This is a genomic window from Pseudomonas sp. MIACH, from assembly GCF_001269925.1.
Lineage (GTDB): Bacteria > Pseudomonadota > Gammaproteobacteria > Pseudomonadales > Pseudomonadaceae > Aquipseudomonas.
Map to the genome: position 1 here is coordinate 384,433 of NZ_LHVO01000002.1, position 22,857 is coordinate 407,289.

The following is a 22,857-nucleotide window of genomic DNA, read 5'->3' on the forward strand; positions in this document are numbered from 1 at the left end:
GTTCCTGACCCAAATGCGCCGCGATAAGCTGCCAGCCGCCCTCAGAGCAGGTAGGATGTACGCCTATTTTACGGGTGGCATGGTTAATGAAATTCAAGGATCTTCGGGATTTCGTGCAGCAACTTGAGCAGCGCGGAGAGTTGAAACGTATCCAGATGCCGATCTCCCCGGTACTGGAAATGACTGAGATTTGCGACCGCACCTTGCGCAACAAGGGCCCGGCGCTGCTGTTCGAGAACCCGACCGGCTATGACATTCCGGTACTCGGCAACCTGTTCGGCACCCCCGAGCGCGTGGCCTTTGGCATGGGCGCCGAGGCGGTCAGCGAATTGCGCGAGATCGGCAAGCTGCTGGCGTTCCTCAAGGAGCCCGAGCCGCCCAAGGGCCTGAAGGATGCCTGGTCGAAGCTGCCGATCTTCCGCAAGATCATTGCCATGGCACCCAAGGTGGTCAAGGACGCGGTATGCCAGGAAGTGGTCATCGAAGGCGATGATGTCGATCTGGCCATGCTGCCGGTGCAGACCTGCTGGCCCGGCGATGTTGGTCCGCTGATCACCTGGGGCCTGACCGTCACCAAAGGCCCGAACAAAGACCGCCAGAACCTCGGTATCTATCGCCAGCAAGTGATCGGCCGCAACAAGGTGATCATGCGTTGGCTGAGCCACCGTGGCGGTGCCTTGGACTTCCGTGAATGGTGCGAGAAGCACCCCGGCAAGCCGTTCCCGGTGTCTGTGGCCCTGGGCGCCGACCCTGCGACCATCCTCGGCGCCGTTACCCCGGTGCCCGACAGCCTGTCCGAATACGCCTTCGCCGGCCTGTTGCGTGGCAACCGCACCGAACTGGTGAAGTGCCGTGGCAATGACCTGCAAGTGCCGGCCACCGCTGAAATCATCCTCGAAGGCGTGATTCACCCCGGCGAGATGGCCGATGAAGGCCCGTACGGCGACCACACCGGCTATTACAACGAAGTCGACAGCTTCCCGGTGTTTACCGTCGAGCGCATCACCCATCGGATCAAGCCGATCTACCACAGCACCTACACCGGCCGTCCGCCAGATGAGCCGGCGATTCTGGGGGTGGCGCTGAACGAAGTGTTCGTGCCGATCCTGCAAAAGCAATTCCCGGAAATCACCGACTTCTACCTGCCGCCGGAAGGCTGCTCGTATCGCATGGCTATCGTGACCATGAAGAAGTCGTACCCGGGCCATGCCAAGCGGGTCATGCTGGGTGTGTGGTCGTTTTTGCGACAGTTCATGTACACCAAGTTCGTTATCGTTACCGACGACGACATCAATGCCCGGGACTGGAACGATGTGATCTGGGCCATCACCACGCGCATGGACCCCAAGCGCGACACGGTGATGATCGACAACACGCCGATCGACTACCTCGACTTCGCGTCGCCGGTGTCGGGCCTGGGCTCGAAGATGGGCCTGGATGCCACCCACAAATGGCCGGGTGAAACGACCCGCGAGTGGGGCCGGGTGATCGTCAAGGATGAGGCCGTCACGGCACGTGTCGATGCGATCTGGAAAGAATTGGGAATAGATTGATGCGTGTAACCCTGCAACCTTCCGGCGCCGTGCTGGAGCTGGAACCCGGCGAGCGAATCCTCGAAGGCGCGCGCCGCCTGGGCTACGAGTGCCCCCAGGCGTGCCGCAATGGCGTGTGCCACGTGTGCGCCGCACTGCTGGTGGAAGGCCGGGTGCAGCAAGCCGGTGAAGTGCGCGATCACGGTGAGTTCTACACCTGCATCGCCGAGCCGCTGGAAGATTGCATCGTGTTGTGGGATGGCGTGCTGGCGCCGGGAGAGTTGCCGTTGCGCAAGTTGTCGTGCCAATTGAGTGAGTGCGTGGAAGTGGGCGGCGATGTGTGGCGCGTGCGCCTGCGGGCCCCGGCCGGCAAGGCGGTGCGTTACCACGCCGGGCAATACCTGATGATCGAGCGGGAGAATGGCGAGAAATCGGCGTTTTCCCTGGCCTCTGCGCCCCACGCCGGTCGCGAGTTGGAACTGCATGTACTGGCCCGTGAGGACAGCGCGCGCAACTTGCTCGAGCAATTGCAGCGCAACCAGATGGCGCGCATCGAGCTGCCATTTGGCGACACCCACCTGGCCGAGCTGCCGGACGGGCCATTGGTGCTGATCGCTGCCGGCACCGGCATGGCGCAGATGCACAGCCTGATCGAGCATTGCCGCGCTTCCGGCTTCAAGCACTCGGTGCACCTGTACTGGGGTGTGCGGCGCCCGGAAGATTTCTACGAGATCGAGCACTGGGACCAATGGCGGCAACTGCCCAACCTGTTCCTGCACAAGGTGGTCAGTGACCTGTGCGGCTGGGAAGGACGCTGCGGCCTGCTGCATGAAGCGGTGTGCGAAGACATTGCCGACCTCAAGGCGGTGCATGTCTACGCCAGCGGTTCACCGGCGATGATCTACGGCACGCTGGATGCGTTGGTCGACGCCGGCATGGACGCGCACCAGATGCGCGCCGACGTATTCGCCTACGCCCCGCGGCCCTAAAGCGATCAACGTGTGGGGGGCAGCTTGCTCCCCCTGCTCAGAATCGTACTCCGGTCGTCACCATCGCCGCATTGAACCCCAGCAGCACCAACTCCGCTGCAACCGGCCCGTAATGGGTGCCTACCGACGGAATGATCACCGGCGCCACGCCGAAACGGTTCAGGGGGATCTTGTCGCGGTATTTGCCGCGATAGCCCTGGATCGCGCCGCCTGTGACTTTCAGGTACACCGCAGAATCGTTCAGGTCATAGCGTTTGCCTGCATAGGCGTAGTACGAGCGCTGACGGAACGAGTTGCGAAATGTCGCTCCGCCATACACCAATCCTGACGCCTCATTGCGCTCCAGGCCGATCAGGCCCTGGTTGTTGTTGTGATCTTTATCCGGTGCGAAGTGCCGGGTATAGACGCTGGTCTGCGCGTACCAGAAGCCTTTTTCGTCATCGGCAGTTGGGGTCTCGCCAGCCAGTGCGGTGGTGGCCTGTGCCAGGAATAGCAGGCCCGGCAGTCGAAATTTCTTCATGGTGCGACCTCGATAGTCGGTTTGATGGGCGGCTAGGTGGGTCGTGAATGTGCGCGCTATTTTGACGGCATGGCGTGCTCCCAGGCTGAACCGGGGCTGAAAGTAGCCGGATTGCCGTGTGCAATTCTGACGAAAGGGGTCTCGGGCTTATGCATTCGCTTATGCTTTAAAGGTATTTAATTTGTTGCGTAAATATCTTTAGGCTATATCTCAACGGACTACCGATTTTCTTCCAATAACCATTAACTGACCGCCACCGCCCGCCAGCCGGATCGATCTTACGCACTCAGAACACTGACGTTCTGATGTTTGATTCAAAGGGGAGCGGTATGGGGAGCTACACGCAACACGCGTTGTACACAGCGATTTTGTCGGCCAATTTGCTCGCCGCTGTGGGATTCAATCCAGTCTTTGCGGACGAAACGTCTGCCACCGATGCACCCAAACTCGACACCGTGATCGTCACCGGCACCCGCGCCCAGGAGCGTACCGCCAGTGCTTCGCTGTCACCGATTGATGTGATTTCCGGTGATAGCCTGCGCAGCACGGGCTCTGATGAGTTGGGGGCGGTGCTGGCGCGCCTGATTCCGTCGATCAACTTCCCGCGCCCAAGCCTGGTGGATGGCGCCGAGCTGGTGCGCCCTGCGCAGTTGCGCGGCCTGTCACCCGATCAGGTGCTGGTGCTGGTCAACGGCAAGCGCCGCCACACCAGTGCCTTCGTCAACCTGGGCGGCGCGGTGGGCCGGGGGTCGGCACCGGCGGACCTGAATGCGATCCCGCTGTCGGCGGTGGACCATATCGAAGTGCTGCGTGACGGTGCTTCCGCGCGCTACGGCTCGGATGCGATTGCCGGGGTGATCAATGTGATCCTCAAGCACGCCGACCATGGCGGATCGATCTCCACCAAGTTCGGCGAATACAAGAAAGGCGACGGTATCCAGCGCAACGTCAGCGGCAACACCGGCCTGGCATTGGGCGACAACGGCTTTATCAACCTGTCGGCCGAAGGGGCGGACAACGACTACACCAACCGCGCCGGGGATGACTACCGCACGGGCAGCATCGGCTCTACGACCTATGGCCAGCGCGTGTTTCGCCAGGGTGAGCCGGCCACCAATGAAGGCAAATTCCAGTTCAACTCCGAATATGCCTTCAACGATGCGGCCGAGTTCTACACCTTCGGCGGCTACAGCAAGCGGCGCGGCGAGACGGCGGCGTTCTACCGGGCGAGCAATGCGTCCAACAACATCCCGGCGCTCAACCCCAACGGTTACCTGCCGCTGATCAAGGGCAACCTTGAAGATACGTCGTTGGTGGTGGGCCTGCGTGGCTTGCTGGGGTACGACTGGCATTACGACCTGTCGGCCAACTACGGCAAGAACCAGTACGCACTCAGCACCGAAACCATCAACACCTCCCTGGGCCTGGCCACGCCGCGCAAGTTCGACAACGGCACCCTGAGCAACGACCAGAAGCAAGTCAGCCTGGACCTGTCCCGCGAGTTCGATGTGGGTTGGCTGCCTTACCCGGTGTCCGTGGCGTTTGGCGGTGAATACCTGCACCAGGGTTATGAAATCGAGGCGGGCGAGCCGGCCTCCTACTTTCAGACCGGCAGTTCCGGACTGGGTGGTTTCCGTGATGCGGATGCCGGCACCAGCACACGGCATAACTGGGCCCAGTACCTGGACCTGGAAACCAACTTCACCGAAAAACTCAGCGCCTCGGCCGCCGTGCGCCATGAGGACTACAGCGATTTCGGCTCCAATGTCAGCGGCTCGCTGTCGGCCCGTTATGACTTCACCCCGCAGGTGGCCTTGCGCGGCAGCGTTTCCAACGGTTTCCGCGCACCGTCCCTGGCCCAGCAGAACTTTGCCTACACCTCATCGCAACTGATCGGCAGCACCATCCAGGAAGCTGGCACCTTCCCGGCCAACAGCCAGGTCGCGCGTTTGCTCGGTGCCGAAGACCTCAAGGCCGAAAAATCGCGCAATTACAGCCTTGGCCTGGTGCTGGAGCCGGCCGATGACCTGACGGTGACGGTGGACGTGTACCGCATCGACATCCGGGACCGTATCAGCCTGTCGTCCAACCTCGGCATAAACGCGGCGACGCGCGCCTATTTGCAGGCCAACGGGGTTGGCAATATCGACTACACCACCGCCCGCTACTTCACCAATGCCACCGATACCAGCACCGACGGCGTCGACCTGGTCGCCAACTATCGCTATCAGTTCGATAACGGCATCCGCTGGAACAGCACCGTGGGCTACAACTACAACCACACCAAGGTGACGGACGTGAAGGCCAACCCGGCCATCCTCGACAGCCTGGGCGCGAACCTGGTGCGCGTGGACCGCCGCGAGCGCATCGGTTTGCTGGGCGATACCACGCCGCAGCACAAGCTGAGCCTGGGTAACGACTTCACTTACGGCCATTGGGCGCTGCACAGCAACCTGGTGCGCTATGGTGAATTCACCAGTTACCAGGCGGACAAGGTCAATGACCAGACCTTTAAGGCCGCCTGGGTGCTGGACCTGTCGGCGGATTACAAGCTGAAGAACTGGACCTTCACCCTGGGCGGCGACAACGTCACCGATAAATACCCGGAGAAGGTCAACGCCTTCGCCAGCAGTGGTGGCAATTTGGCCTATAGCACTTTTTCGCCGTACGGTTACAGCGGCGCGTTTTATTACGGTAAAGTTGCTTACAACTGGTAACACACAGGAGGCGCACCGCTTTTCGCCATGACCGCCATTGAAACCGATCTTTTGCAATTGGCTTACCCTCCGCGGCTCGATCTTGGGCCGCAACTCACTCACGAACAGTTAATGAGCTCGATGCAGGCCACCATGGGCCGGCACAAGGGTGGGCCGGTCTGGCTATTTGCATATGGTTCGCTGATCTGGCGGCCGGAATGCTCGTCGACCGAACGGATGCGGGCACGGGTGCACGGTTATCACCGGGGCCTGTACCTGTGGTCCCACGAGCATCGGGGTACGCCGGAATTGCCGGGGCTGGTCTTTGGCCTGGATCGCGGAGGTTCGTGCAGCGGGTTCGCCTACCGCTTGCCGGAAGATCAACTGGAGGCCTCGCTTTACGCCTTGTGGCAGCGCGAGATGCCTTACCCGTCCTACCGGCCGCACTGGCTCAGTTGCCGTCTTGAAGATGGCAGTCAGGTACAGGCGTTGGGGTTTGTGTTGGAGCGGCACTTGCCCAGCTACGCCGGCAACTTGCCCGATATCGTGCTGAACCATGTGCTGCAAAGCGCTTGCGGGCGTTACGGCACTACTCGCGATTACGTCGAGCAGACCGTCAACGCCCTGCGTAGCCACGCCATGCCAGACAAGAATCTGGAGGCGCGGCTCAAGCGTTGTGCCAAGGATTGCTCAGGCGATTAACGCGCCGAGCTGACACTGTTGGTGTGCCACAGCGTTGGGATCAGGAACGCGATGGCCAGCAGGCACGCGCCGATCAGCAGCACGAAACCACCGTCCCAGCCGAAATGGTCCACGGTGTAGCCCATGGCCGCACTGGCTGCCACCGAACCGCCCAAATAGCCGAACAGGCCGGTGAAGCCCGCAGCCGTCCCGGCGGCTTTCTTCGGTGCCAGTTCAAGCGCCTGCAGGCCGATCAGCATCACCGGGCCGTAGATCAAAAAGCCGATCGAGACTAGCGCGATCATGTCGACCACCGGGTTGCCCGGCGGGTTGAGCCAGTACACCAGGGTCGCCACGGTCACCAGCGCCATGAACACGATGCCGGTCAGGCCACGGTTGCCACGGAAGATCTTGTCTGACATCCAGCCGCACAGCAGCGTGCCCGGAATACCTGCCCACTCGTAGAAGAAGTACGCCCAGGACGATTTATCGACCGTGAAGTGCTTGGCTTCCTTGAGGTAGGTCGGCGCCCAGTCCAGTACGCCGTAGCGCAGCAGGTAGACGAACACGTTGGCAAAGGCGATGTACCAGAGCATTTTGTTGCGCAGCACGTACTTGACGAAGATTTCCTTGGCGCTGAATTCGTCTTCGTGGCTGGCGTCGTAGCCTTCCGGGTAGTCATTCTTGTATTGCTCGATCGGCGGCAGGCCGACCGATTGCGGGGTGTCGCGCATGGTAATGAAGGCAAATGCCGCCACGGCCAAGGCCACGGTGGCCGGTACGTAGAACGCCGCATGCCAGTCGTTGAACCAAGCCATACCCAGCAGGAACAGCGGGCCGATCAGGCCGCCGCCGACGTTGTGCGCCACGTTCCACACTGACACCACGCCGCCGCGTTCTTTCTGCGACCACCAGTGCACCATGGTCCGGCCACTTGGCGGCCAGCCCATGCCCTGGGCCCAGCCGTTGATGAACAGCAAAATGAACATCATGGTCACACTGGACGTTGCCCAAGGTGCGAAACCGAAAATGAACATCACCCCCGCTGAAACCAGCAGGCCGAAGGGCAGGAAGTAGCGCGGGTTGGAACGGTCGGACACCAGGCCCATGAGGAACTTGGACAGGCCGTAGGCGATCGCGATCGCCGACATCGCCAGGCCCAGCTCACCGCGGGTGTAACCCTCGTCGATCAGGTAGGGCATGGCCAGGGAGAAGTTTTTGCGCAGCAGGTAGTACCCGGCATAACCGAAGAAAATACCGGCGAAGATCTGCCAGCGCAGCCGTCGATAGGTACTGTCGATTTTTTCTTCAGGCAGGGGCGCCTGGTGTGCGGCAGGACGAAAGAAAGCAAACATTCAAGAGCTCCAGATTTCTTGTTTTGACTGCGGATGCGAATGTTACAGTTTCGTTACCGAAAATAGCATTGCCTCTTATGCGCAAACACAGGAAATGAGAGCAATTGCATGTTCTCTTATGAACATGTCGTAAATGGATAAGTGTGGGTCGTTATCGATTTTAAGACCGCAGGAGATCAAAGGTGGGAGGGGACAAGCCCCCTCCCACCCTTGATTGCATTTCAGGTCGGTTAGCGGGTCTGGACGACGACCTTGCCTACCGCCCGGCGCTGGCCGAGGTCGTTGATCGCCTGGGCGGCCTGCTCCAGCGGATACACCTGCGACACCAATGGTTTGAGCTTGCCCTCACCGTACCAAGTGAACAGCTGCTGGAAGTTCGCTGCATTATCCTGCGGCTGGCGCTGGGCGAACGAGCCCCAGAACACCCCGACCACTGCCGCACCCTTGAGCAGCGCCAGGTTCACCGGCAGTTCCGGGATGCGCCCGCTGGCGAAGCCCACCACCAGCAGGCGGCCGTTCCAGGCGATGGCGCGGATGGCCTGGTCAAACAGATCGCCGCCCACCGGATCGTAGATCACATCGGCACCGTTGCCGTCGGTCAGGCGCTTGATCTCGTCCTTGAGGTTGGCTTCGCTGTAGTTGATCAACTCATCGGCGCCGGCGGCCTTGGCTACGGCGAGTTTGTCGGCGCTGCTCGCGGCGGCGATCACCCGCGCGCCCATGGCCTTGCCGATTTCCACCGCAGCCAGGCCCACGCCACCGGACGCGCCGAGCACCAGCAGGGTTTCGCCGGGTTGCAGGTTGGCCCGTTGTTTCAGCGCGTGCATGGAGGTGCCGTAGGTCATGCTGAAGGCGGCGGCGGTGTTGAAGTCCATGCTTGGCGGGATCGGCAGCACGTTGTAGCCAGGCACCGCGACCTGCTCGGCAAAGCTGCCCCAGCCGGTGAGCGCCATGACCCGGTCGCCGACTTTCAAGTGGCTGACCTTTTCCCCGACTTCGCTGACCACGCCCGATGCCTCGCCACCCGGCGAGAACGGGAAGGGCGGCTTGAACTGGTATTTGCCCTCGATGATCAGGGTGTCGGGGAAGTTGACCCCGGCGGCGTGCACGTCCAGCAGGATTTCGTTCTTCTTGATCGCCGGGCTGGCGATTTCTTCCAGCACCAGGGTTTCGGCGGGGCCGAAGGCTTTGCACAGCACAGCTTTCATCGGGCTATTCCTTTTGGTGTCGTGGCCGATAAGTGTAGGAGGGTAGGCCTGTGGGTCAACGAGCATGCTCGGCCCTGATAAGTCGCCATAAGCTTGTGCTCTGCCTTGCTAGCGTTATGCTACCCGGCAACCGAATGTGAGGAATGAACTGTGAAAGCGTGGATCCTGTTGATGCTGGCCCTGACCTTGCCGATGGCAGCCCAGGCCGAAGAAGCCAAAGAAGGTGCGGCGCCGAAGGTCAGCTATATCAGCCTGAGCCCGCCGTTCGTGGGTAACTACGGCCTGGATGGCACGGCCAAGCTCAAAGTGTTCAAGGCCGATATCGCCCTGCGCGTGACCGGCGAAGAAGCCGCCAAAGCGGTCAAGGCCAACGACGCATTGATCCGTAACCAGTTGGTCGCGCTATTCACCCAGCAGACCAACGAGACCATGAGCACTGTCGACGGCAAGGAAAAGCTGCGTCAGGAAGCCCTGAAGCAAACCCAGCAAGTGATGAACGACGAGACTGGCAAGCCCATGGTGGAAGACCTGCTGTTCAATAACCTGATCATCCAGTAACGGTGGCGAGCGGCTTGTTGTGGCGAGCGGGCTTGCCCCGCGTTGGGCTGCGCAGCAGCCCCCCCGCCACAACCAGCGGGCTCATCACGCTCAAGACGCCAAGCTCTTCCTGAATCGCGCCAACGCCACCGTAAAAAACAACAGCCCAATCCCCGCCAGCGCCAGCACGTCCGGCCACACCACGCTCAGCCCCGCATCACGAAACAGAATCGCCGCGCTCAAGCTCACAAAGTGCGTCGACGGCGAGCCCTGCATCACCCACTGCAACCACTCGGGCATGCTGTCCAGCGGCGTGCTGCCGCCTGACAGCAGCAGCATCGGGATAATCACCGGGATCGCCAGCAAGCCGAACTGCGGCGTCGAGCGGGCGAGGGTGGCGAGGAAGATCCCCAGTGCCGTACTGGCAAACAGGTACAGCGCGGTCACAAACAGGAACAGGCTCAGCGACCCGGCCAGCGGCACGCCGAGCAGCCCTTTGACCACCACCTCCAGCGATAGCCAGGTGCACAGCACCACCACCAGCATGTTGCTCCAGATTTTCGCCAGCATGATTTCCAGCGCCGTCAGCGGCAGCACCAGCAGATGGTCGAGGGTGCCGTGTTCGCGCTCGCGCAACAGCGCGGTGCCGGTGAGGATGATGGCCAGGATGGTGATGTTGTTGACGATCTGGATTACGGCCAGGAACCAGCCGCCCTCCAGGTTGGTGTTGAACAGTGCTCGGGTCGTGAGCCGTGCGGGCGCCTGGGTGGCGGCATCGGTTTGCCCGCTGTAGTTGAGCAACTCGCGCTGGAAGATCCGTCCGATGTAGCCCGCGCCCATGAACGCCTGGCTCATCGCCGTGGCATCGACGTTCACCTGCACGCCAGGCTGGCGACCGGCCAACAGGTCGGCCTGGAAGTTGGCTGGCACGTTGATCACGAAGGTGTACTGGCCGCTGTCCATCACCTTGTCCAACTGGTCATAGGCCAACGGCGCCGGTGGTTGAAACTCGGGCGGTTGCAGCGCCTCGGCCATCTGCCGTGAGAGCGCGCTGTGGTCTTCATCGACAAACGCCACGCTGGCGTTGTGCACGCCGATCACCGAGCCGGCGGCGGGCATGTAGATGGCGACGGTGAAGGCGTAGAACAGAAACAGCAGCAATACGCTGTCGTGACGCAGGCTGGTGAGTTCCTTGATGCCCAGCCGGAAGATGTGTGCGAGCTTGTGCATCACGCCTCCTGCTTCTTGAGCATGATCAGGCTCAGCCCGGTGAACCCGATAAAGAAGCCGAACAGCGCCAGGCATTGTGGCCACAACTGGCGCAGGTCCAGGGCCTTGGTGAAGGTGCCCACGGCGATATCCAAAAAGTGCCCGGCCGGAAACAGTGCGCCCATCAAGGCGGCCGCGCCTTCCAGGGACGAGCGCGGCACGATCAGCCCGGAGAACTGAATGGTTGGCAGGCTGGTGATGATCATGGTGCCGAGGATCGCCGCGATCTGGGTGCGGGTGAACGCGGAGATCAGCAGGCCCATGCTGGTCGTGGCCAGCACATACAGCAGACCGCCAAACGCCAACGTCAGGCCGCTGCCCTTGAACGGCACACCGAACAGCCAGCGGTTCATCGCCACCAGAACCGCCAGGTTGACCAGGCTCACGGCCAGGTAGGGAGCCTGCTTGCCCAACAGGAACTCCAGGCGCGTCAGCGGTGTGGCGTAGAAATTGGTGATCGAGCCCAATTCTTTCTCGCGCACGATGCCCAGGGCGGTGAGCATCGCCGGGATAAACGCCAGGATCAGTGCCATCACGCCCGGGCCGATGGCGTTCACGCTGACCACGTCCTGGTTGTAGCGGAAACGGGTTTCCAGTTTGGCGGCCGCCTGGGGGCTGCGGGGCAGGCTGCTCAGATCGGCCAGTTGTTGCAGGTTGCCTTGGTGCACCGCCTCCACATAGTTGCGGCTGGTTTCCGCACGAAACGGCATGCCGCCATCGAGCCACGCGGCCACGGTGGGTTGGCGACCGGCATAGAGATCGCGACCAAAGCCGGGTGGGATTTCCAGGGCCAGCTTGATTTCCGAGCGTTGCAGGCGCCGGTGCAATTCATTGGCATCCTGGATCGGCGCCTGCTCGGCGAAGTAGCGCGAGCTGCGGAAGGCTTCCAGATAGGCGCGGCTTTGTGGCGTCTGGTCCTGGTCGTAGACGGCGAAGGCGAGGTTTTCCACATCCAGGGAAATGCCGTAGCCGAAGATCACCATCATGAACATCGCGCCGAGCAGGGCGAAGGCCATGCGCACTTTGTCGCGCAGCAACTCCTTGCCTTCGCGGCTGGCCACGGCCAGCAGGCGGGACAGGCTGAAACCACGCTTGCTGGTGGGCGGCGCATGGGTTTCGCTGACGGTTTTGGCGGACGTGGCGGGTTCGGCATCGCCCTGAGCTTGCTCCAGGCAGGTGACGAACGCGGCTTCCAGGGTGTCGCCGCTGAACTGCCGTTGCAGTGCGTCCGGCGTGTCGCAGGCGAGTACCTTGCCGGCATGCATCAGAGAGATGCGGTCGCAGCGCTGGGCTTCATTCATGAAGTGGGTAGACAGGAAGATCGTCACCCCTTGTTCGCGGGACAACTCGATCAACAGCCGCCAGAAATCATCCCGCGCCGCTGGGTCGACGCCCGAGGTGGGCTCATCGAGGATCAACACTTCCGGGCGATGCAGCACCGCCACGGCCAATGACAAGCGTTGGCGCAGGCCGAGGGGCAGCTCCCCGGACGGCTGCTCGGCCACTTCACCGAGGTCGAAGCGCTGGATCAGCTCATCGATGCGCGGGCCGCTGTCGGCCTTAGGCAAATCGAACAGTTGTGCATGCAGCACCAGGTTCTGGCGCACGCTCAGTTCGCCATACAGCGAGAAGCTTTGTGACATGAAACCCACGCGCTTGCGGGTGGCCAGGTCCTTGGCGTTCACCGGGTTGCCCAGCAACGTGGCGCTGCCTTCGGTGGCCGGCATCAGCCCGGTGAGGACTTTCATGGTGGTGGTCTTGCCGCAGCCGTTGGAGCCGAGGAAGCCGAAGATTTCGCCACGGCCGATGGCAAAGCTAACCTTGTTCACTGCCGTGAAGTCCCCGAAGCGCAGGGTCAGGTCGTGGGCTTCGATGGCGATATCGGTGTTGGCGTTTTCCCTGGGCGGGATCACCAGCGGTTGGTTGTCATGGGCGCTGTCGCCCTGGAAGTGGGTGAAGGCCTCATCCAGTTTGCCGCTGGGGGTCGCTGCCGCCAGTTCGCTGCTGAGCCCGTCGGCGATCAGCTTGCCACGGTCGAGCATCAGGCAATGTTCGAATTGCTCGGCCTCCTCCATATAGGCCGTGGCCACCAGCAGCGTCAGTTGCGGGCGCTCGCTGCGCACGGTCTCGACCAGTTCCCAGAAGCGCCGCCGCGACAGCGGGTCGACGCCGGTGGTGGGTTCGTCGAGGATCAACAAGTCCGGGTCGTGGATCAGCGCGCAGCACAGGCCGAGCTTCTGCTTCATGCCGCCGGAGAGCTTGCCGGCCGGGCGCTCGGCAAAGCGTGCAAGGTCGGTGGCCAACAGCAGGTTGTGCATGCGCTGGTCGCAGTCGGCTTTGGACAGGCCGAACAGCGTGGCAAAGAAGCGGATGTTTTCGCTGATGGACAGTTCGGGGTAGAGGTTGCCGCCCAGGCCCTGGGGCATGAAGGCGATGCGTGGGTACAGGCTGTTGCGGTGACGACGGTCGGCGATTGAGCCGCCGAGCACCTCCAGTTGGCCGTCCTGGAGCTTTTTAACCCCGGCGATCAATCCCAACAGGCTCGACTTGCCGGCCCCATCCGGGCCGATCAGACCGCAGCGCGTGCCGGTGGGCAGGCTGAAGGCGATGTCGATCAAGGCCTGCTGCTTGCCGTAACGGTGGTTGATGCCGGTGGCGTGCAGCGCCAGGCCGGTCATTGCAGGTTGGCCGGCCAGTCGATGTCAGCCATGCGCACGTAGCCGGCGCCGGGCATGCCCGGTTTGGCCTGGGGCACGGCGCTGGGTTGGGTCAGGCGCAGCTTGACGCGAAACACCAGTTTTTGGCGTTCGTCGCGGGTTTCGACTTCCTTGGGGGTGAACTGCGATTTGGCCGCGACAAAGCTGATCTTGGCCGGCAACGGTTGCTGAGGCAGGGCATCGAGCAGGATGCGTGCGTCGCTGCCAACCGTCAGGCGCCCGGTGACGGAGGCGGGCAGGTAGAGGTTCATGTACTGATCCTCGGGATCGATCAGCAACAGCACGCGTCCGCCGGCACCGAGGACCTCGCCGGGCTCGGCCAGGCGCAGCTGGATAATGCCGTCGATGGGCGCGCGCAGGCTGCTGTCGTCGATTTCGCTGGTCAACTGGGCGACCTGGGCCTGGGCGGCACCGATGGCGGCCTTTACCGAGTTGACCTGGGCTTGCGCGGCGATCACGGCGGCGTTGCCGGTGTTCTGGCGGGCCTGCTGTTGGTCGATCAACTGGCTGCTGGCAAAGCCGCGCTTGTACAGCTCCTGGGTGCGCTTGAGCTCCTGGTTGGCCAGCAGTTGCTCGCTTTGGCGCAGCTGCACGTTGGCCTCGGCGGCAGCGAAATTTTCCCTGGCGCGCAGCACTTCGGCTTCGGCCTGGGCGCGCTGGGCTTCCAGGGTGCGGGTGTCCATGCGCGCCAGCAGTTGGCCCTTGAGCACCTTGTCGCCTTCATCCACCCGCACCTCGGCCAGGCGTCCTGGGGTCTTGGCAGCGATCTGCACTTCGGTGGACTCCAGGCGGCCGTTGCCCATGCCCAAGCCTTCGGGCAGGCGGTCCTGGGTGGACTTCCAGTAACCGAAGCCGCCGGCGGCGAGCAGCAAGGCAATCAACAAAACGGCAAACAGGTGGGAGGAGCGGGGCGTGATCGACATGGGGGCATCCTGCAGCGTTAGCTTCCTAGTTTGACCGAGGCAGCCCGAGGGGGCGTTGATGCCGGTCAAATGAAGCGCAAGCCTAACCCTGTTCAGGTGCAGATGCATGCGCCGGGAGCGTGACCGCAGGGTTCTCGTCAGTGCAGTGCCAGCACCGCCGCCCATTGTTCTGCGGTGACCGGCATCACGGACAAGCGACTGCCTTTTTGTACCAGGGGTAATTCGGCGAGGGCGGTTTGCTGTTTCAGGTAGCCCAGGCCCAGCACCTTGGGAAAGGTCTGGACGTGCGCGACATTGATCGCGCTCCACGGGTTTTTCTCCGGGGTGACCTTGGCGTCGAAGTAGTGGCTGTCCGGCGCCAGCGCGGTAGGGTCGGGGTAGGCGGCCTCGATGATTTTGCCGATACCGGCAATCCCTGGCTCGGGGCAACTGGAGTGGTAGAAGAAAAATTGGTCACCCACCGTCATCGCCCGCAGGAAGTTGCGCGCCTGGTAGTTGCGCACCCCGTCCCAGCGCGCTTCGCCAAGCTTTTCCAGGCCGTTGATGGAGAGTTCGTCGGGCTCGGATTTCATCAGCCAGTAGGCCATTTTTGCGCTCCTGAAAAAGGCATTGGGCAAGTTGTCAGGCAATTTGATGACAAACCGACAGTCGGTTGGCGCCAAGGTTTGCGTGTTGGTTCACGTTACCGCAAAATGCCGGCCTTTAAGCTTGACGCAGCTGCAACGGACTACTTTGGAACGTTGTTGTCATCGTGTACGAGGTGCCTGAAGGGGGGCAATCGATGCAACGTAAACCGGATTTACTATGGATATTGGTGATTTTGTTTGGTCTGGGCGTCGTGACCACCGGGTATGCGCAAAGCTTGTGGTCGAACAAGACCGATGCGCCGGTTGAACTGGCTCAGCAGCAGCCGCAACCGTTCAAACGCTAACCCTCTTCAAGGCGCCGCTGCTTCTAGCGGCGTTTCTGCGACATACCACTGCTTATCGGTGACGGTGCCAGCCAATGGCACATCCCAACTGGCCTGCGCCAATCGCTCCACCTTCTGACATTCATGGGCCAGGCCCAGCAGTCTAGGCTTGCGCCAGTCTTGGCGGCGCGCCAGGTAGGCGAGGCTGCGGTCATAGAAACCGCCGCCCATGCCCAGGCGGCCACCGGCATCATCGAACCCTACCAACGGCAGCAACACCAGATCGAGCGTCCACACCTTGCGCTGGCGTTTGGCATTGACCCGTGGCTCCAGAATGCGAAAGCGGTTGGGCAGCAGCTTTTCCCCAGGCCTCACGCGCTGGAACACCATCTTGGTTTGTGGCCAGGCGCTGAGCACCGGCAGGTAGGTGGCCTTGCCCCGTCGCTGGGCGGCGCGCAGCAGCAGACGCGGATCGATTTCACCGTCCGTCGGTAGATATAAAGAAACATGCTTGGCCCGGCGAAACAGCGGGTGCTGTGCCAGTTGCCGATACAGGCCATGGGCGGCCTGGCGCTGCTCGCTCGGCGTGAGGGCGCGGCGGGCTTTGCGCAACATGCGTCGAAGGTGCGGACGGGAAAGCGGCGCAGGTTCGGTCATGGTTTTCGGCTCATAAAACAATGCCAGTCCGGGGACTGGCATTGAGTTTGGGAATTCAGGCTCCCCGACAGAGCCGCTGTCGACTTAGCCCTTGAACCCGAAAGTTCAAGGTGGAAGATGCAGTAGGCTTTAAGGCTTTCCGTCTAGCGGACATGCACACCAGCCCAACGTGCAACTTCCAGGGTAGTGCGAATCGGCTCAGGGACATCGCCGACTGGCAAACACGCCAGGGAGTGGGGCGAGTATACCTTAAACAGTCGCGGCAATCAGCCCTTGGGTACGTCCGAGTCGCTGGAAAGCACCAGATCAACGCGTTCGAGCAGGTCACGTACCTGCTCGCGTGTCGAGCCGCTGGCCTGTACGTCAGGGCGTTCCTGCTTATGCAGCAGGTCGTGGGTAATGTTCAACGCGGCCATCACGGCAATGCGGTCGGCACCGATCACTTTGCCGCTGCTACGGATTTCACGCATCTTGCCGTCCAGGTAGCGGGCGGCGCTCACCAGGTTGCTGCGCTCTTCCTGGGGACAGATGATCGAATATTCTTTGTCGAGGATCTGCACGGTGACGCTATTGCTTGAACTCATGAGTCTTGCTCCAGGGCCTTCAGGCGCGAAATCATCGATTCGACCTTACGCCGGGCGATTTCGTTTTTTTCAATGAGGTGAGCGCGTTCCTCGCGCCAGGTCTTTTCCTGAGCTAATAGGAGTCCGTTTTGACTCTTAAGTTGCTCGACCCGAGTAATTAGCAATTCGAGTCTGGCCATCAGCGCTTGCAGGTCGGTGTCTTCCATTGGGTTCCACTGGATTTTGTCTGATGAATGGCAACTGCAGGATAAACGATCTGACGCCCTCGATAGTCTTGGTACGTCTGCCGGTGCTAGGATACAGCGCTCCATTCTAGACATTGCGCCGTCTGGCGCCTAGCTCACCATGCCCATTCAGAACTCCCCGTACGATGCTTTTTCCAAACTGCTGAGCACCAGCGGTCATCCTTGCTCGCCTGCCGAACTGCACGGCGTGCTGCTCGGCCGCAGCTGCACCGGCGTTGGCTTTGATGCCGACAACTGGTTGGCCGATGTGGCCGAGCTGCTGGAAACCGAACCGACCGAAAACGTGCGTAACGCGCTGATCGGCCTGCAAGAGATGGTCAAGGGCGAACTGACCGGTGATGACGTCACCGTGGTCCTGCTGCTGCCGACCGACGATGCACCGCTCACGGAGCGCGCCGCCGCACTCGGCCAATGGTGCCAGGGCTTCCTCCACGGTTTCGGCGTGAACGCCAGCGGCCTGGAACTGAGCACCGACGCCAAGGAAGTGCTGCAGGACCTGGCGGCCATCTCCCAGGTGCAAGACGCCCTGGAAGAGTCCGAAGACGGCGAAGGCGACTACATGGAAGTCATGGAATACCTGCGCGTCGCGCCGTTGCTGCTGTTCACCGAGACCAAGAAGTCCGCTGAGCCTGCTGCACCCAAGCCTTCGCTGCATTAAAAGAGAAAGGAAGCCAATCTGCCCATGATCCATATCCCCAAAGCGGAATACACCCGGCGCCGCAAGGCGCTCATGGCGCAGATGGAACCCAACAGCATCGCGATCCTGCCGGCCGCCGCCGTGGCGATCCGCAATCGCGATGTGGAGCATGTCTACCGCCAGGACAGCGACTTCCAGTACCTGAGCGGTTTCCCTGAACCGGAAGCTGTGATCGTGCTGATGCCCGGCCGCCAGCATGGCGAGTACGTGCTGTTCTGCCGCGAACGCAACGCTGAGCGCGAATTGTGGGACGGCCTGCGTGCGGGCACCGAAGGCGCAATCCGTGACTTTGGCGCCGATGATGCCTTCCCCATCACCGATATCGACGACATCCTGCCCGGCCTGATCGAAGGCCGCGACCGGGTGTATTCGGCCATGGGCAGCAACGCTGAATTCGATCGGCACCTGATGGAGTGGATCAACGTCATCCGCTCTAAAGCGCACCTTGGCGCCCAGCCACCGAACGAATTTGTTGCCCTGGATCATCTGCTCCACGACATGCGCCTGTATAAATCGGCGGCGGAAGTGAAGGTGATGCGCGAGGCTGCGCGCATTTCCTGCGCGGCCCACGTAAAGGCGATGCAGGCCAGTCGCGCCGGTTTGCATGAGTTCAGCCTGGAAGCCGAACTGGACTACGAATTCCGTAAGGGCGGCGCAAAGATGCCGGCCTATGGCTCCATCGTCGCCACCGGGCGCAACAGCTGCATCCTGCATTACCAGCAGAATGACGCCGTGCTCAAGGACGGCGACCTGGTGCTGATTGATGCCGGTTGCGAAATCGACTGCTACGCCAGCGACATCACGCGCACCTGGCCGGTCAACGGCAAGTTTTCAGCGGAACAGAAAGCGATCTATGAAATCGTGCTGGCCTCCCAGGAAGCCGCCTTTGCCCAGATCGCGCCGAACAAACATTGGAACCAGGCCCACGAGGCGACGGTGCAGGTCATCACTGCCGGACTGGTCAAACTGGGGCTGCTCAAGGGTGACGTCGATGAACTGATCGCCAGTGAAGCCTACAAACCCTTCTATATGCACCGCGCCGGCCATTGGCTGGGGATGGATGTGCACGATGTGGGCGAGTACAAGGTGGGCGGCGAATGGCGTGTGCTGGAAGTCGGCATGGCGTTGACCGTGGAGCCGGGTATCTACATCTCGCCGGATAACCAGGCCGTAGCGAAAAAATGGCGTGGCATTGGCGTACGTATCGAGGACGACGTGGTGGTGACCAAGCAAGGCTGTGAAATTCTGACCAGCGGCGTGCCCAAGGCTGTCGCCGAGATTGAGGCGCTGATGGCGGCGGCCCGATGAGCCGGGTCAACCTGGCGATTATCGGCGGCGGCCTGGTGGGCGCGAGCCTGGCCTTGGCATTGCAGGCGGGGGCCAAGGCGCGTGGCTGGAAGATCGTGCTGATCGAACCCTTCGCGCCCGGCGACAGCTACCAGCCGAGCTACGATGCGCGGTCTTCGGCGCTGTCCTACGGCGCCCGGCAGATTTACCAGCGCCTGGGCCTGTGGCAGCAGATCTCGCGCCGCGCCGAACCGATCAAGCAGATCCATGTGTCGGACCGTGGGCGCTTCTCCACCGCGCGCCTGTCCGCCATGGAGGAGGGCGTGCCGGCCCTCGGTTACGTGGTGGAAAACGCCTGGCTCGGCCAATGCCTGTGGCAAGGCCTGGACAAGGACGTGGTGAGCTGGCGCTGCCCGGCGGAAGTCACCCGCATGGAGCCGCTGCCCGATGGCTACCGCCTGACCCTCAACGACGAAACCGTGCTGGAGTGCGACCTCGCGGTGCTGGCCGACGGCGGCCGCTCCGGCCTGCGCGAGCAACTGGGTATTGGCGTGAAAACCCGCCCGTATAACCAGAGCGCGCTGATCGCCAACATTACCCCGAGCGAAGCCCACAACGGTGAAGCGTTCGAGCGATTCACCGATGACGGCCCGATGGCCCTGCTGCCGCTGCCCGACAACCGCTGCGCGCTGGTGTGGACCCGTATCGGCATGGACGCACAGCGCCTGGCCAATCTCGATGAGCGCAGCTTCCTGAGTGAATTGCAGGGTGTGTTCGGCTACCGCCTGGGCACCCTCAAGCAAGTGGGCGCCCGGCACCTGTATCCGTTGACCCTGGTGGAAGCCGAAGAACAGGTACGCTCGCACCTGGCGATCCTCGGCAATGCCGCCCACAGCCTGCACCCGATTGCCGGGCAGGGGTTCAACCTGTCCCTGCGTGATGCGCACGCCTTGGCTGAGGCCTTGCTGGCCGGGCCGGCGGTACCGGGTGACCTGGCGACGTTGCAGGCTTATCGCGAGCGCCAGCGCATGGATCAGAAGTTGACCGTGGGTTTCTCTGACCAGGTCACGCGGTTGTTTGGCAGTGCGCAACCGCTGGTCGCACTGGGCCGCAATATGGGTCTGCTGGGCCTGGATTTGTTGCCTCCGGCCAAGCGTTGGTTCGCCCGTCAGGCCATGGGCCTGGGTACCCGTCCCGATGCGTAAGTGGCTGGTTGAACGGTTGGGCAAGGCGCGGTTGTTGCGTTGGGTCATGACCCTGTACCCGCCGTACCTGGGCGCTGGCGTCAGCGTGCAGCACATGAGCGCCGATTTTCGTCACGTCAAAGTGCGCATGGGCCTGGGCTGGTACAACCGCAACTATGTCGGCACGCAATTTGGCGGCAGCCTGTATTCGATGGTCGACCCGTTCTACATGCTGATGTTGATGGAGAACCTGGGCCGCGATTACATCGTGTGGGACAAGGCCGCGAGCATCGACTTCATTTCGCCGGGCAAGGGCCCGGTGTATGCCGAATTTTCCATCGACGAGGCCTTGCTGGATGAGGTGCGTCGACAGACCGAAGGTGGCGAGAAGTACTTGCCCCACCTCAAGGTGCAGATTCATGACGGCTCCGGCACCCTGGTGGCGCGGGTCGACAAAACCCTTTACGTGCGGCGCAAGCCGCCAGCGAGGCAGGCTTAAAGCATGGACATGCGCGCAGATGTGCTGATTGTCGGGGCCGGAATGGTCGGAAGCGCCCTGGCGCTGGCGTTGCAGGGCAGTGGCCTGCAAGTGTTGCTGCTCGACGGCAGCCCGCTGAGCGTCAAGCCGTTCGACCGCGCGGCGGCCTTCGAACCGCGTGTAAGCGCTTTGTCGGCTGCCAGCCAACGCATTCTCGAGCGCCTCGGTGTGTGGGATGGCATCGTTGAACGACGCGCCAGCCCCTACGGCGAGATGCAGGTGTGGGACGGCAGCGGCACCGGGCAGATCCACTTTTCGGCCGCCAGTGTGCATGCCGAAGTGCTCGGGCATATCGTCGAGAACCGGGTGGTCCAGGATGCCTTGCTTGACCGTCTGCACGACTGCGACCTGGGCCTGCTGGCGAATGCGCGCCTGGAGCAGATGCGTCGCTCCGGCGATGACTGGCTGCTGACCCTGGCCGATGGACGCAAATTGCGCGCACCGCTGGTGGTGGCCGCCGACGGCGCCAATTCCGCCGTGCGCCGCCTGACCGGTACCCCCACACGCGAGTGGGACTACCTGCATAACGCCATCGTTACCAGCGTGCGCAGCAGCCAGTCGCACCAGCGCACGGCCTGGCAGCGCTTTACCGACACCGGCCCGCTGGCGTTTTTGCCGCTGGAGCGGGACGGGCAGGAGGACTGGTGCTCAATCGTCTGGTCGACTACGCCGGCCGAATCCGAACGCCTGATGGCGTTGGATGATGAAGGCTTCTGCCGTGAGCTGGAGCGCGCCTTTGAAGGGCGCCTTGGCCGCGTGGTCAGCGCCGATCCGCGTGTGTGCGTGCCTTTGCGCCAACGTCACGCCAAACGCTATGTGGCCGAGGGCCTGGCGTTGATCGGCGACGCGGCCCATGTCATCCACCCATTGGCCGGGCAGGGCGTCAACCTGGGGTTCCTCGATGCGGCGGTGCTGGCCGAAGTGTTGTTGTCGGCCACCGAACGCGGTGAACGTCTTGCCGATGTGAAGGTGCTCAGTCGTTACGAGCGCCGACGCATGCCGCATAACCTGGCCTTGATGGCGGCGATGGAGGGTTTTGAGCGCTTGTTCCAGGCCGATCAACTGCCGCTGCGCTGGCTGCGCAATGCTGGCTTGAAGATGGTCGACCAGATGCCCGAAGCCAAGGCCGTGTTTGTGCGCCAGGCCCTCGGGTTGACCGGCGATCTGCCGGACCTCGCCAAGCCCTGATACGGCCATGCAACATTTGGTAACGGCTGCGCCGAGCGTTACCAAATGTGAGTCCCTATCATTTGCGCCTATTTTGCAAATGAGAGACCGCACCCATGTTGGCACCCAAGCGCCTCCTGACTGCCCTGGCACTCACCCTGATCGGCAGCACCACCGTGCAGGCAGCCGACGAGGTGGTGGTCTACTCCTCGCGTATCGACGAGCTGATCAAGCCGGTGTTCGACGCCTACACCCAAAAGACCGGTGTACAGGTGAAGTTCATCACCGACAAGGAAGCCCCGCTGATGCAGCGCATCAAGGCCGAGGGCGAAAACGCCACCGCCGACCTGCTGCTCACCGTTGATGCCGGCAACCTCTGGCAGGCCGAGCAGATGGGCATCCTGCAACCGTTCACTTCCCCGGTGATCGACAAGAACATTCCTCTGCAATATCGCTCTTCGGCTCACGCCTGGACCGGTTTGAGCCTGCGCGCGCGGACCATCGCCTATTCCACCGACCGGGTGAAACCGGGTGACCTGACCACCTACGAAGCCCTGGCCGACAAACAGTGGGAAGGCCGCCTGTGCCTGCGCACGGCGAAAAAGGTCTACAACCAGTCGCTGACCGCCACCCTGATCGAAACCCACGGCGCAGCCAAGACCGAAGAAATCGTCAAGGGCTGGGTGAATAACCTGTCCACCGACGTGTTCTCGGATGACATTGCCGTGCTGGAGGCGATCAACGCCGGGCAGTGCGACGTCGGGATCGTCAACACCTACTACTATGGCCGCTTGCACAAGCAGAAGCCGGACCTGGCGGTGAAGCTGTTCTGGCCGAACCAGGGCGACCGTGGCGTGCACGTGAACCTGTCGGGCATCGGCTTGACCAAGCACGCGCCACACCCGGAAGCCGCCAAGGCGCTGGTGGAGTGGATGACCACGCCTGAGGCGCAGAAGATCTTTGCCGATGTGAACCAGGAATTCCCGGCCAACCCGGCGGTACCGCCGTCGGCTGAAGTGGCGACCTGGGGCAAGTTCGTGGCGGATACATTGCCGGTGGAAGTGGCGGGCAAACGCCAGGCTGAAGCCATTCGCCTGATGGATCGGGCGGGCTGGAACTAAGTACAATTTGTAGGGCGCTGCAGATCCAAAGGTGGCAAGC

At 62.2% G+C, this 22,857-nt stretch carries 22 protein-coding genes and 1 other RNA gene; 12 read left to right on the forward strand and 11 right to left on the reverse strand.

Features of this window, described 5'->3' with window-relative positions:
• Nucleotides 1-86 precede the first annotated feature (86 nt).
• Both ubiD and AD670_RS01785 read left to right on the forward strand, forming a co-directional pair.
• Nucleotides 87-1,553, forward strand: a complete 1,467-nt coding sequence (gene ubiD / locus AD670_RS01780) for a 4-hydroxy-3-polyprenylbenzoate decarboxylase (protein ID WP_053127792.1) — start codon at nucleotides 87-89, stop codon at nucleotides 1,551-1,553.
• Nucleotides 1,553-2,521: a CDP-6-deoxy-delta-3,4-glucoseen reductase gene (locus AD670_RS01785; RefSeq protein ID WP_053127794.1), complete on the forward strand. Its 969-nt coding sequence runs from the start codon at nucleotides 1,553-1,555 to the stop codon at nucleotides 2,519-2,521. The genes ubiD and AD670_RS01785 overlap by 1 nt, the downstream gene beginning before the upstream one ends.
• A 37-nt stretch (nucleotides 2,522-2,558) precedes the next feature.
• On the opposite strand, the gene AD670_RS01790 is transcribed toward AD670_RS01785, so the two are convergent.
• Nucleotides 2,559-3,041 carry a hypothetical protein gene (locus AD670_RS01790; RefSeq protein ID WP_053127796.1) on the reverse strand — a complete coding sequence of 161 codons (483 nt, stop codon included), beginning with the start codon at nucleotides 3,039-3,041 and terminating at the stop codon, nucleotides 2,559-2,561.
• 329 nt (nucleotides 3,042-3,370) lie between these two features.
• Here AD670_RS01790 and AD670_RS01795 point away from each other — a divergent pair, with 329 nt between their 5' ends.
• Nucleotides 3,371-5,758, forward strand: a complete 2,388-nt coding sequence (locus tag AD670_RS01795; RefSeq protein ID WP_053127798.1) for a TonB-dependent siderophore receptor — start codon at nucleotides 3,371-3,373, stop codon at nucleotides 5,756-5,758.
• A 27-nt stretch (nucleotides 5,759-5,785) separates the two neighbouring features.
• Nucleotides 5,786-6,439, forward strand: coding sequence for a gamma-glutamylcyclotransferase (locus AD670_RS01800; RefSeq protein WP_053127800.1), 654 nt, complete (start codon nucleotides 5,786-5,788; stop codon nucleotides 6,437-6,439).
• Here AD670_RS01800 and glpT read toward each other — a convergent pair.
• Nucleotides 6,436-7,773 (reverse strand): glycerol-3-phosphate transporter, encoded by a 1,338-nt coding sequence (gene glpT / locus AD670_RS01805; RefSeq protein WP_053127802.1) that lies wholly within the window; start codon nucleotides 7,771-7,773, stop codon nucleotides 6,436-6,438. The two genes, AD670_RS01800 and glpT, sit on opposite strands and share 4 nt — an antisense overlap.
• Before the next feature lie 230 nt (nucleotides 7,774-8,003).
• Nucleotides 8,004-8,981, reverse strand: a complete 978-nt coding sequence (locus AD670_RS01810) for an NADPH:quinone oxidoreductase family protein (RefSeq protein WP_053127804.1) — start codon at nucleotides 8,979-8,981, stop codon at nucleotides 8,004-8,006.
• A gap of 150 nt (nucleotides 8,982-9,131) precedes the next feature.
• Here AD670_RS01810 and AD670_RS01815 point away from each other — a divergent pair, with 150 nt between their 5' ends.
• Nucleotides 9,132-9,539, forward strand: coding sequence for a flagellar basal body-associated protein FliL (locus tag AD670_RS01815; protein ID WP_053127806.1), 408 nt, complete (start codon nucleotides 9,132-9,134; stop codon nucleotides 9,537-9,539).
• Between the two features lie 90 nt (nucleotides 9,540-9,629).
• On the opposite strand, the gene AD670_RS01820 is transcribed toward AD670_RS01815, so the two are convergent.
• The 4 genes from AD670_RS01820 to AD670_RS01835 all read right to left on the reverse strand — a co-directional run bounded on the left by AD670_RS01820 (nucleotide 9,630) and on the right by AD670_RS01835 (nucleotide 15,014).
• Entirely contained in the window at nucleotides 9,630-10,748 is a 1,119-nt protein-coding gene (locus AD670_RS01820; protein ID WP_053127809.1) for an ABC transporter permease, read from the reverse strand.
• On the reverse strand, nucleotides 10,748-13,465 hold the full coding sequence (rbbA, locus tag AD670_RS01825; RefSeq protein ID WP_053127811.1) for a ribosome-associated ATPase/putative transporter RbbA: 2,718 nt from the start codon (nucleotides 13,463-13,465) through the stop codon (nucleotides 10,748-10,750). Before rbbA ends, AD670_RS01820 begins: the two co-directional genes overlap by 1 nt.
• On the reverse strand, nucleotides 13,462-14,427 hold the full coding sequence (locus AD670_RS01830) for an HlyD family secretion protein (protein ID WP_053127813.1): 966 nt from the start codon (nucleotides 14,425-14,427) through the stop codon (nucleotides 13,462-13,464). Before AD670_RS01830 ends, rbbA begins: the two co-directional genes overlap by 4 nt.
• 137 nt (nucleotides 14,428-14,564) lie before the next feature.
• The gene (locus AD670_RS01835) at nucleotides 14,565-15,014 is read right to left on the reverse strand and encodes an EVE domain-containing protein (protein WP_053127815.1); all 450 of its coding nucleotides are present in this window, start codon (nucleotides 15,012-15,014) and stop codon (nucleotides 14,565-14,567) included.
• 194 nt (nucleotides 15,015-15,208) lie between these two features.
• On the opposite strand from AD670_RS01835, the gene AD670_RS31590 reads away from it, so the two are divergent.
• Entirely contained in the window at nucleotides 15,209-15,358 is a 150-nt protein-coding gene (locus AD670_RS31590) for a hypothetical protein (RefSeq protein ID WP_010207387.1), read from the forward strand.
• 6 nt (nucleotides 15,359-15,364) lie between these two features.
• Here the strand turns inward: AD670_RS31590 and AD670_RS01840 are convergent, their stop codons facing one another.
• The 4 genes from AD670_RS01840 to AD670_RS01850 form a co-directional block, all read right to left on the reverse strand.
• Nucleotides 15,365-15,994: a 5-formyltetrahydrofolate cyclo-ligase gene (locus AD670_RS01840; RefSeq protein WP_053127817.1), complete on the reverse strand. Its 630-nt coding sequence runs from the start codon at nucleotides 15,992-15,994 to the stop codon at nucleotides 15,365-15,367.
• 57 nt (nucleotides 15,995-16,051) lie between these two features.
• A non-coding RNA gene (ssrS, locus tag AD670_RS30445) (6S RNA) lies at nucleotides 16,052-16,230 on the reverse strand.
• 30 nt (nucleotides 16,231-16,260) lie between these two features.
• Nucleotides 16,261-16,578 carry a cell division protein ZapA gene (locus tag AD670_RS01845; RefSeq protein ID WP_053127819.1) on the reverse strand — a complete coding sequence of 106 codons (318 nt, stop codon included), beginning with the start codon at nucleotides 16,576-16,578 and terminating at the stop codon, nucleotides 16,261-16,263.
• Entirely contained in the window at nucleotides 16,575-16,784 is a 210-nt protein-coding gene (locus AD670_RS01850; protein WP_007982902.1) for a TIGR02449 family protein, read from the reverse strand. The genes AD670_RS01845 and AD670_RS01850 overlap by 4 nt, the downstream gene beginning before the upstream one ends.
• A 139-nt stretch (nucleotides 16,785-16,923) precedes the next feature.
• Between AD670_RS01850 and AD670_RS01855 the strand changes: the two genes are divergently transcribed.
• From AD670_RS01855 to AD670_RS01880, 6 genes are all read left to right on the forward strand, one after another.
• Nucleotides 16,924-17,481, forward strand: coding sequence for a YecA family protein (locus AD670_RS01855; RefSeq protein WP_053127821.1), 558 nt, complete (start codon nucleotides 16,924-16,926; stop codon nucleotides 17,479-17,481).
• A 24-nt stretch (nucleotides 17,482-17,505) separates the two neighbouring features.
• Nucleotides 17,506-18,828: a Xaa-Pro aminopeptidase gene (gene pepP, locus AD670_RS01860; RefSeq protein ID WP_053127823.1), complete on the forward strand. Its 1,323-nt coding sequence runs from the start codon at nucleotides 17,506-17,508 to the stop codon at nucleotides 18,826-18,828.
• A complete protein-coding gene (ubiH, locus tag AD670_RS01865) occupies nucleotides 18,825-20,012 on the forward strand; it encodes a 2-octaprenyl-6-methoxyphenyl hydroxylase (protein WP_053127825.1) in 1,188 nt (395 codons plus the stop codon). The genes pepP and ubiH overlap by 4 nt, the downstream gene beginning before the upstream one ends.
• Nucleotides 20,005-20,490 carry a DUF4442 domain-containing protein gene (locus AD670_RS01870; protein WP_053127827.1) on the forward strand — a complete coding sequence of 162 codons (486 nt, stop codon included), beginning with the start codon at nucleotides 20,005-20,007 and terminating at the stop codon, nucleotides 20,488-20,490. The genes ubiH and AD670_RS01870 overlap by 8 nt, the downstream gene beginning before the upstream one ends.
• A gap of 9 nt (nucleotides 20,491-20,499) precedes the next feature.
• Complete coding sequence (locus tag AD670_RS01875) at nucleotides 20,500-21,717, forward strand: 2-octaprenyl-3-methyl-6-methoxy-1,4-benzoquinol hydroxylase (RefSeq protein ID WP_172681435.1); 1,218 nt, start codon at nucleotides 20,500-20,502, stop codon at nucleotides 21,715-21,717.
• Nucleotides 21,718-21,812: 95 nt separating this feature from the next.
• Nucleotides 21,813-22,817 carry an extracellular solute-binding protein gene (locus AD670_RS01880; RefSeq protein ID WP_053127831.1) on the forward strand — a complete coding sequence of 335 codons (1,005 nt, stop codon included), beginning with the start codon at nucleotides 21,813-21,815 and terminating at the stop codon, nucleotides 22,815-22,817.
• Nucleotides 22,818-22,857 lie beyond the last annotated feature (40 nt).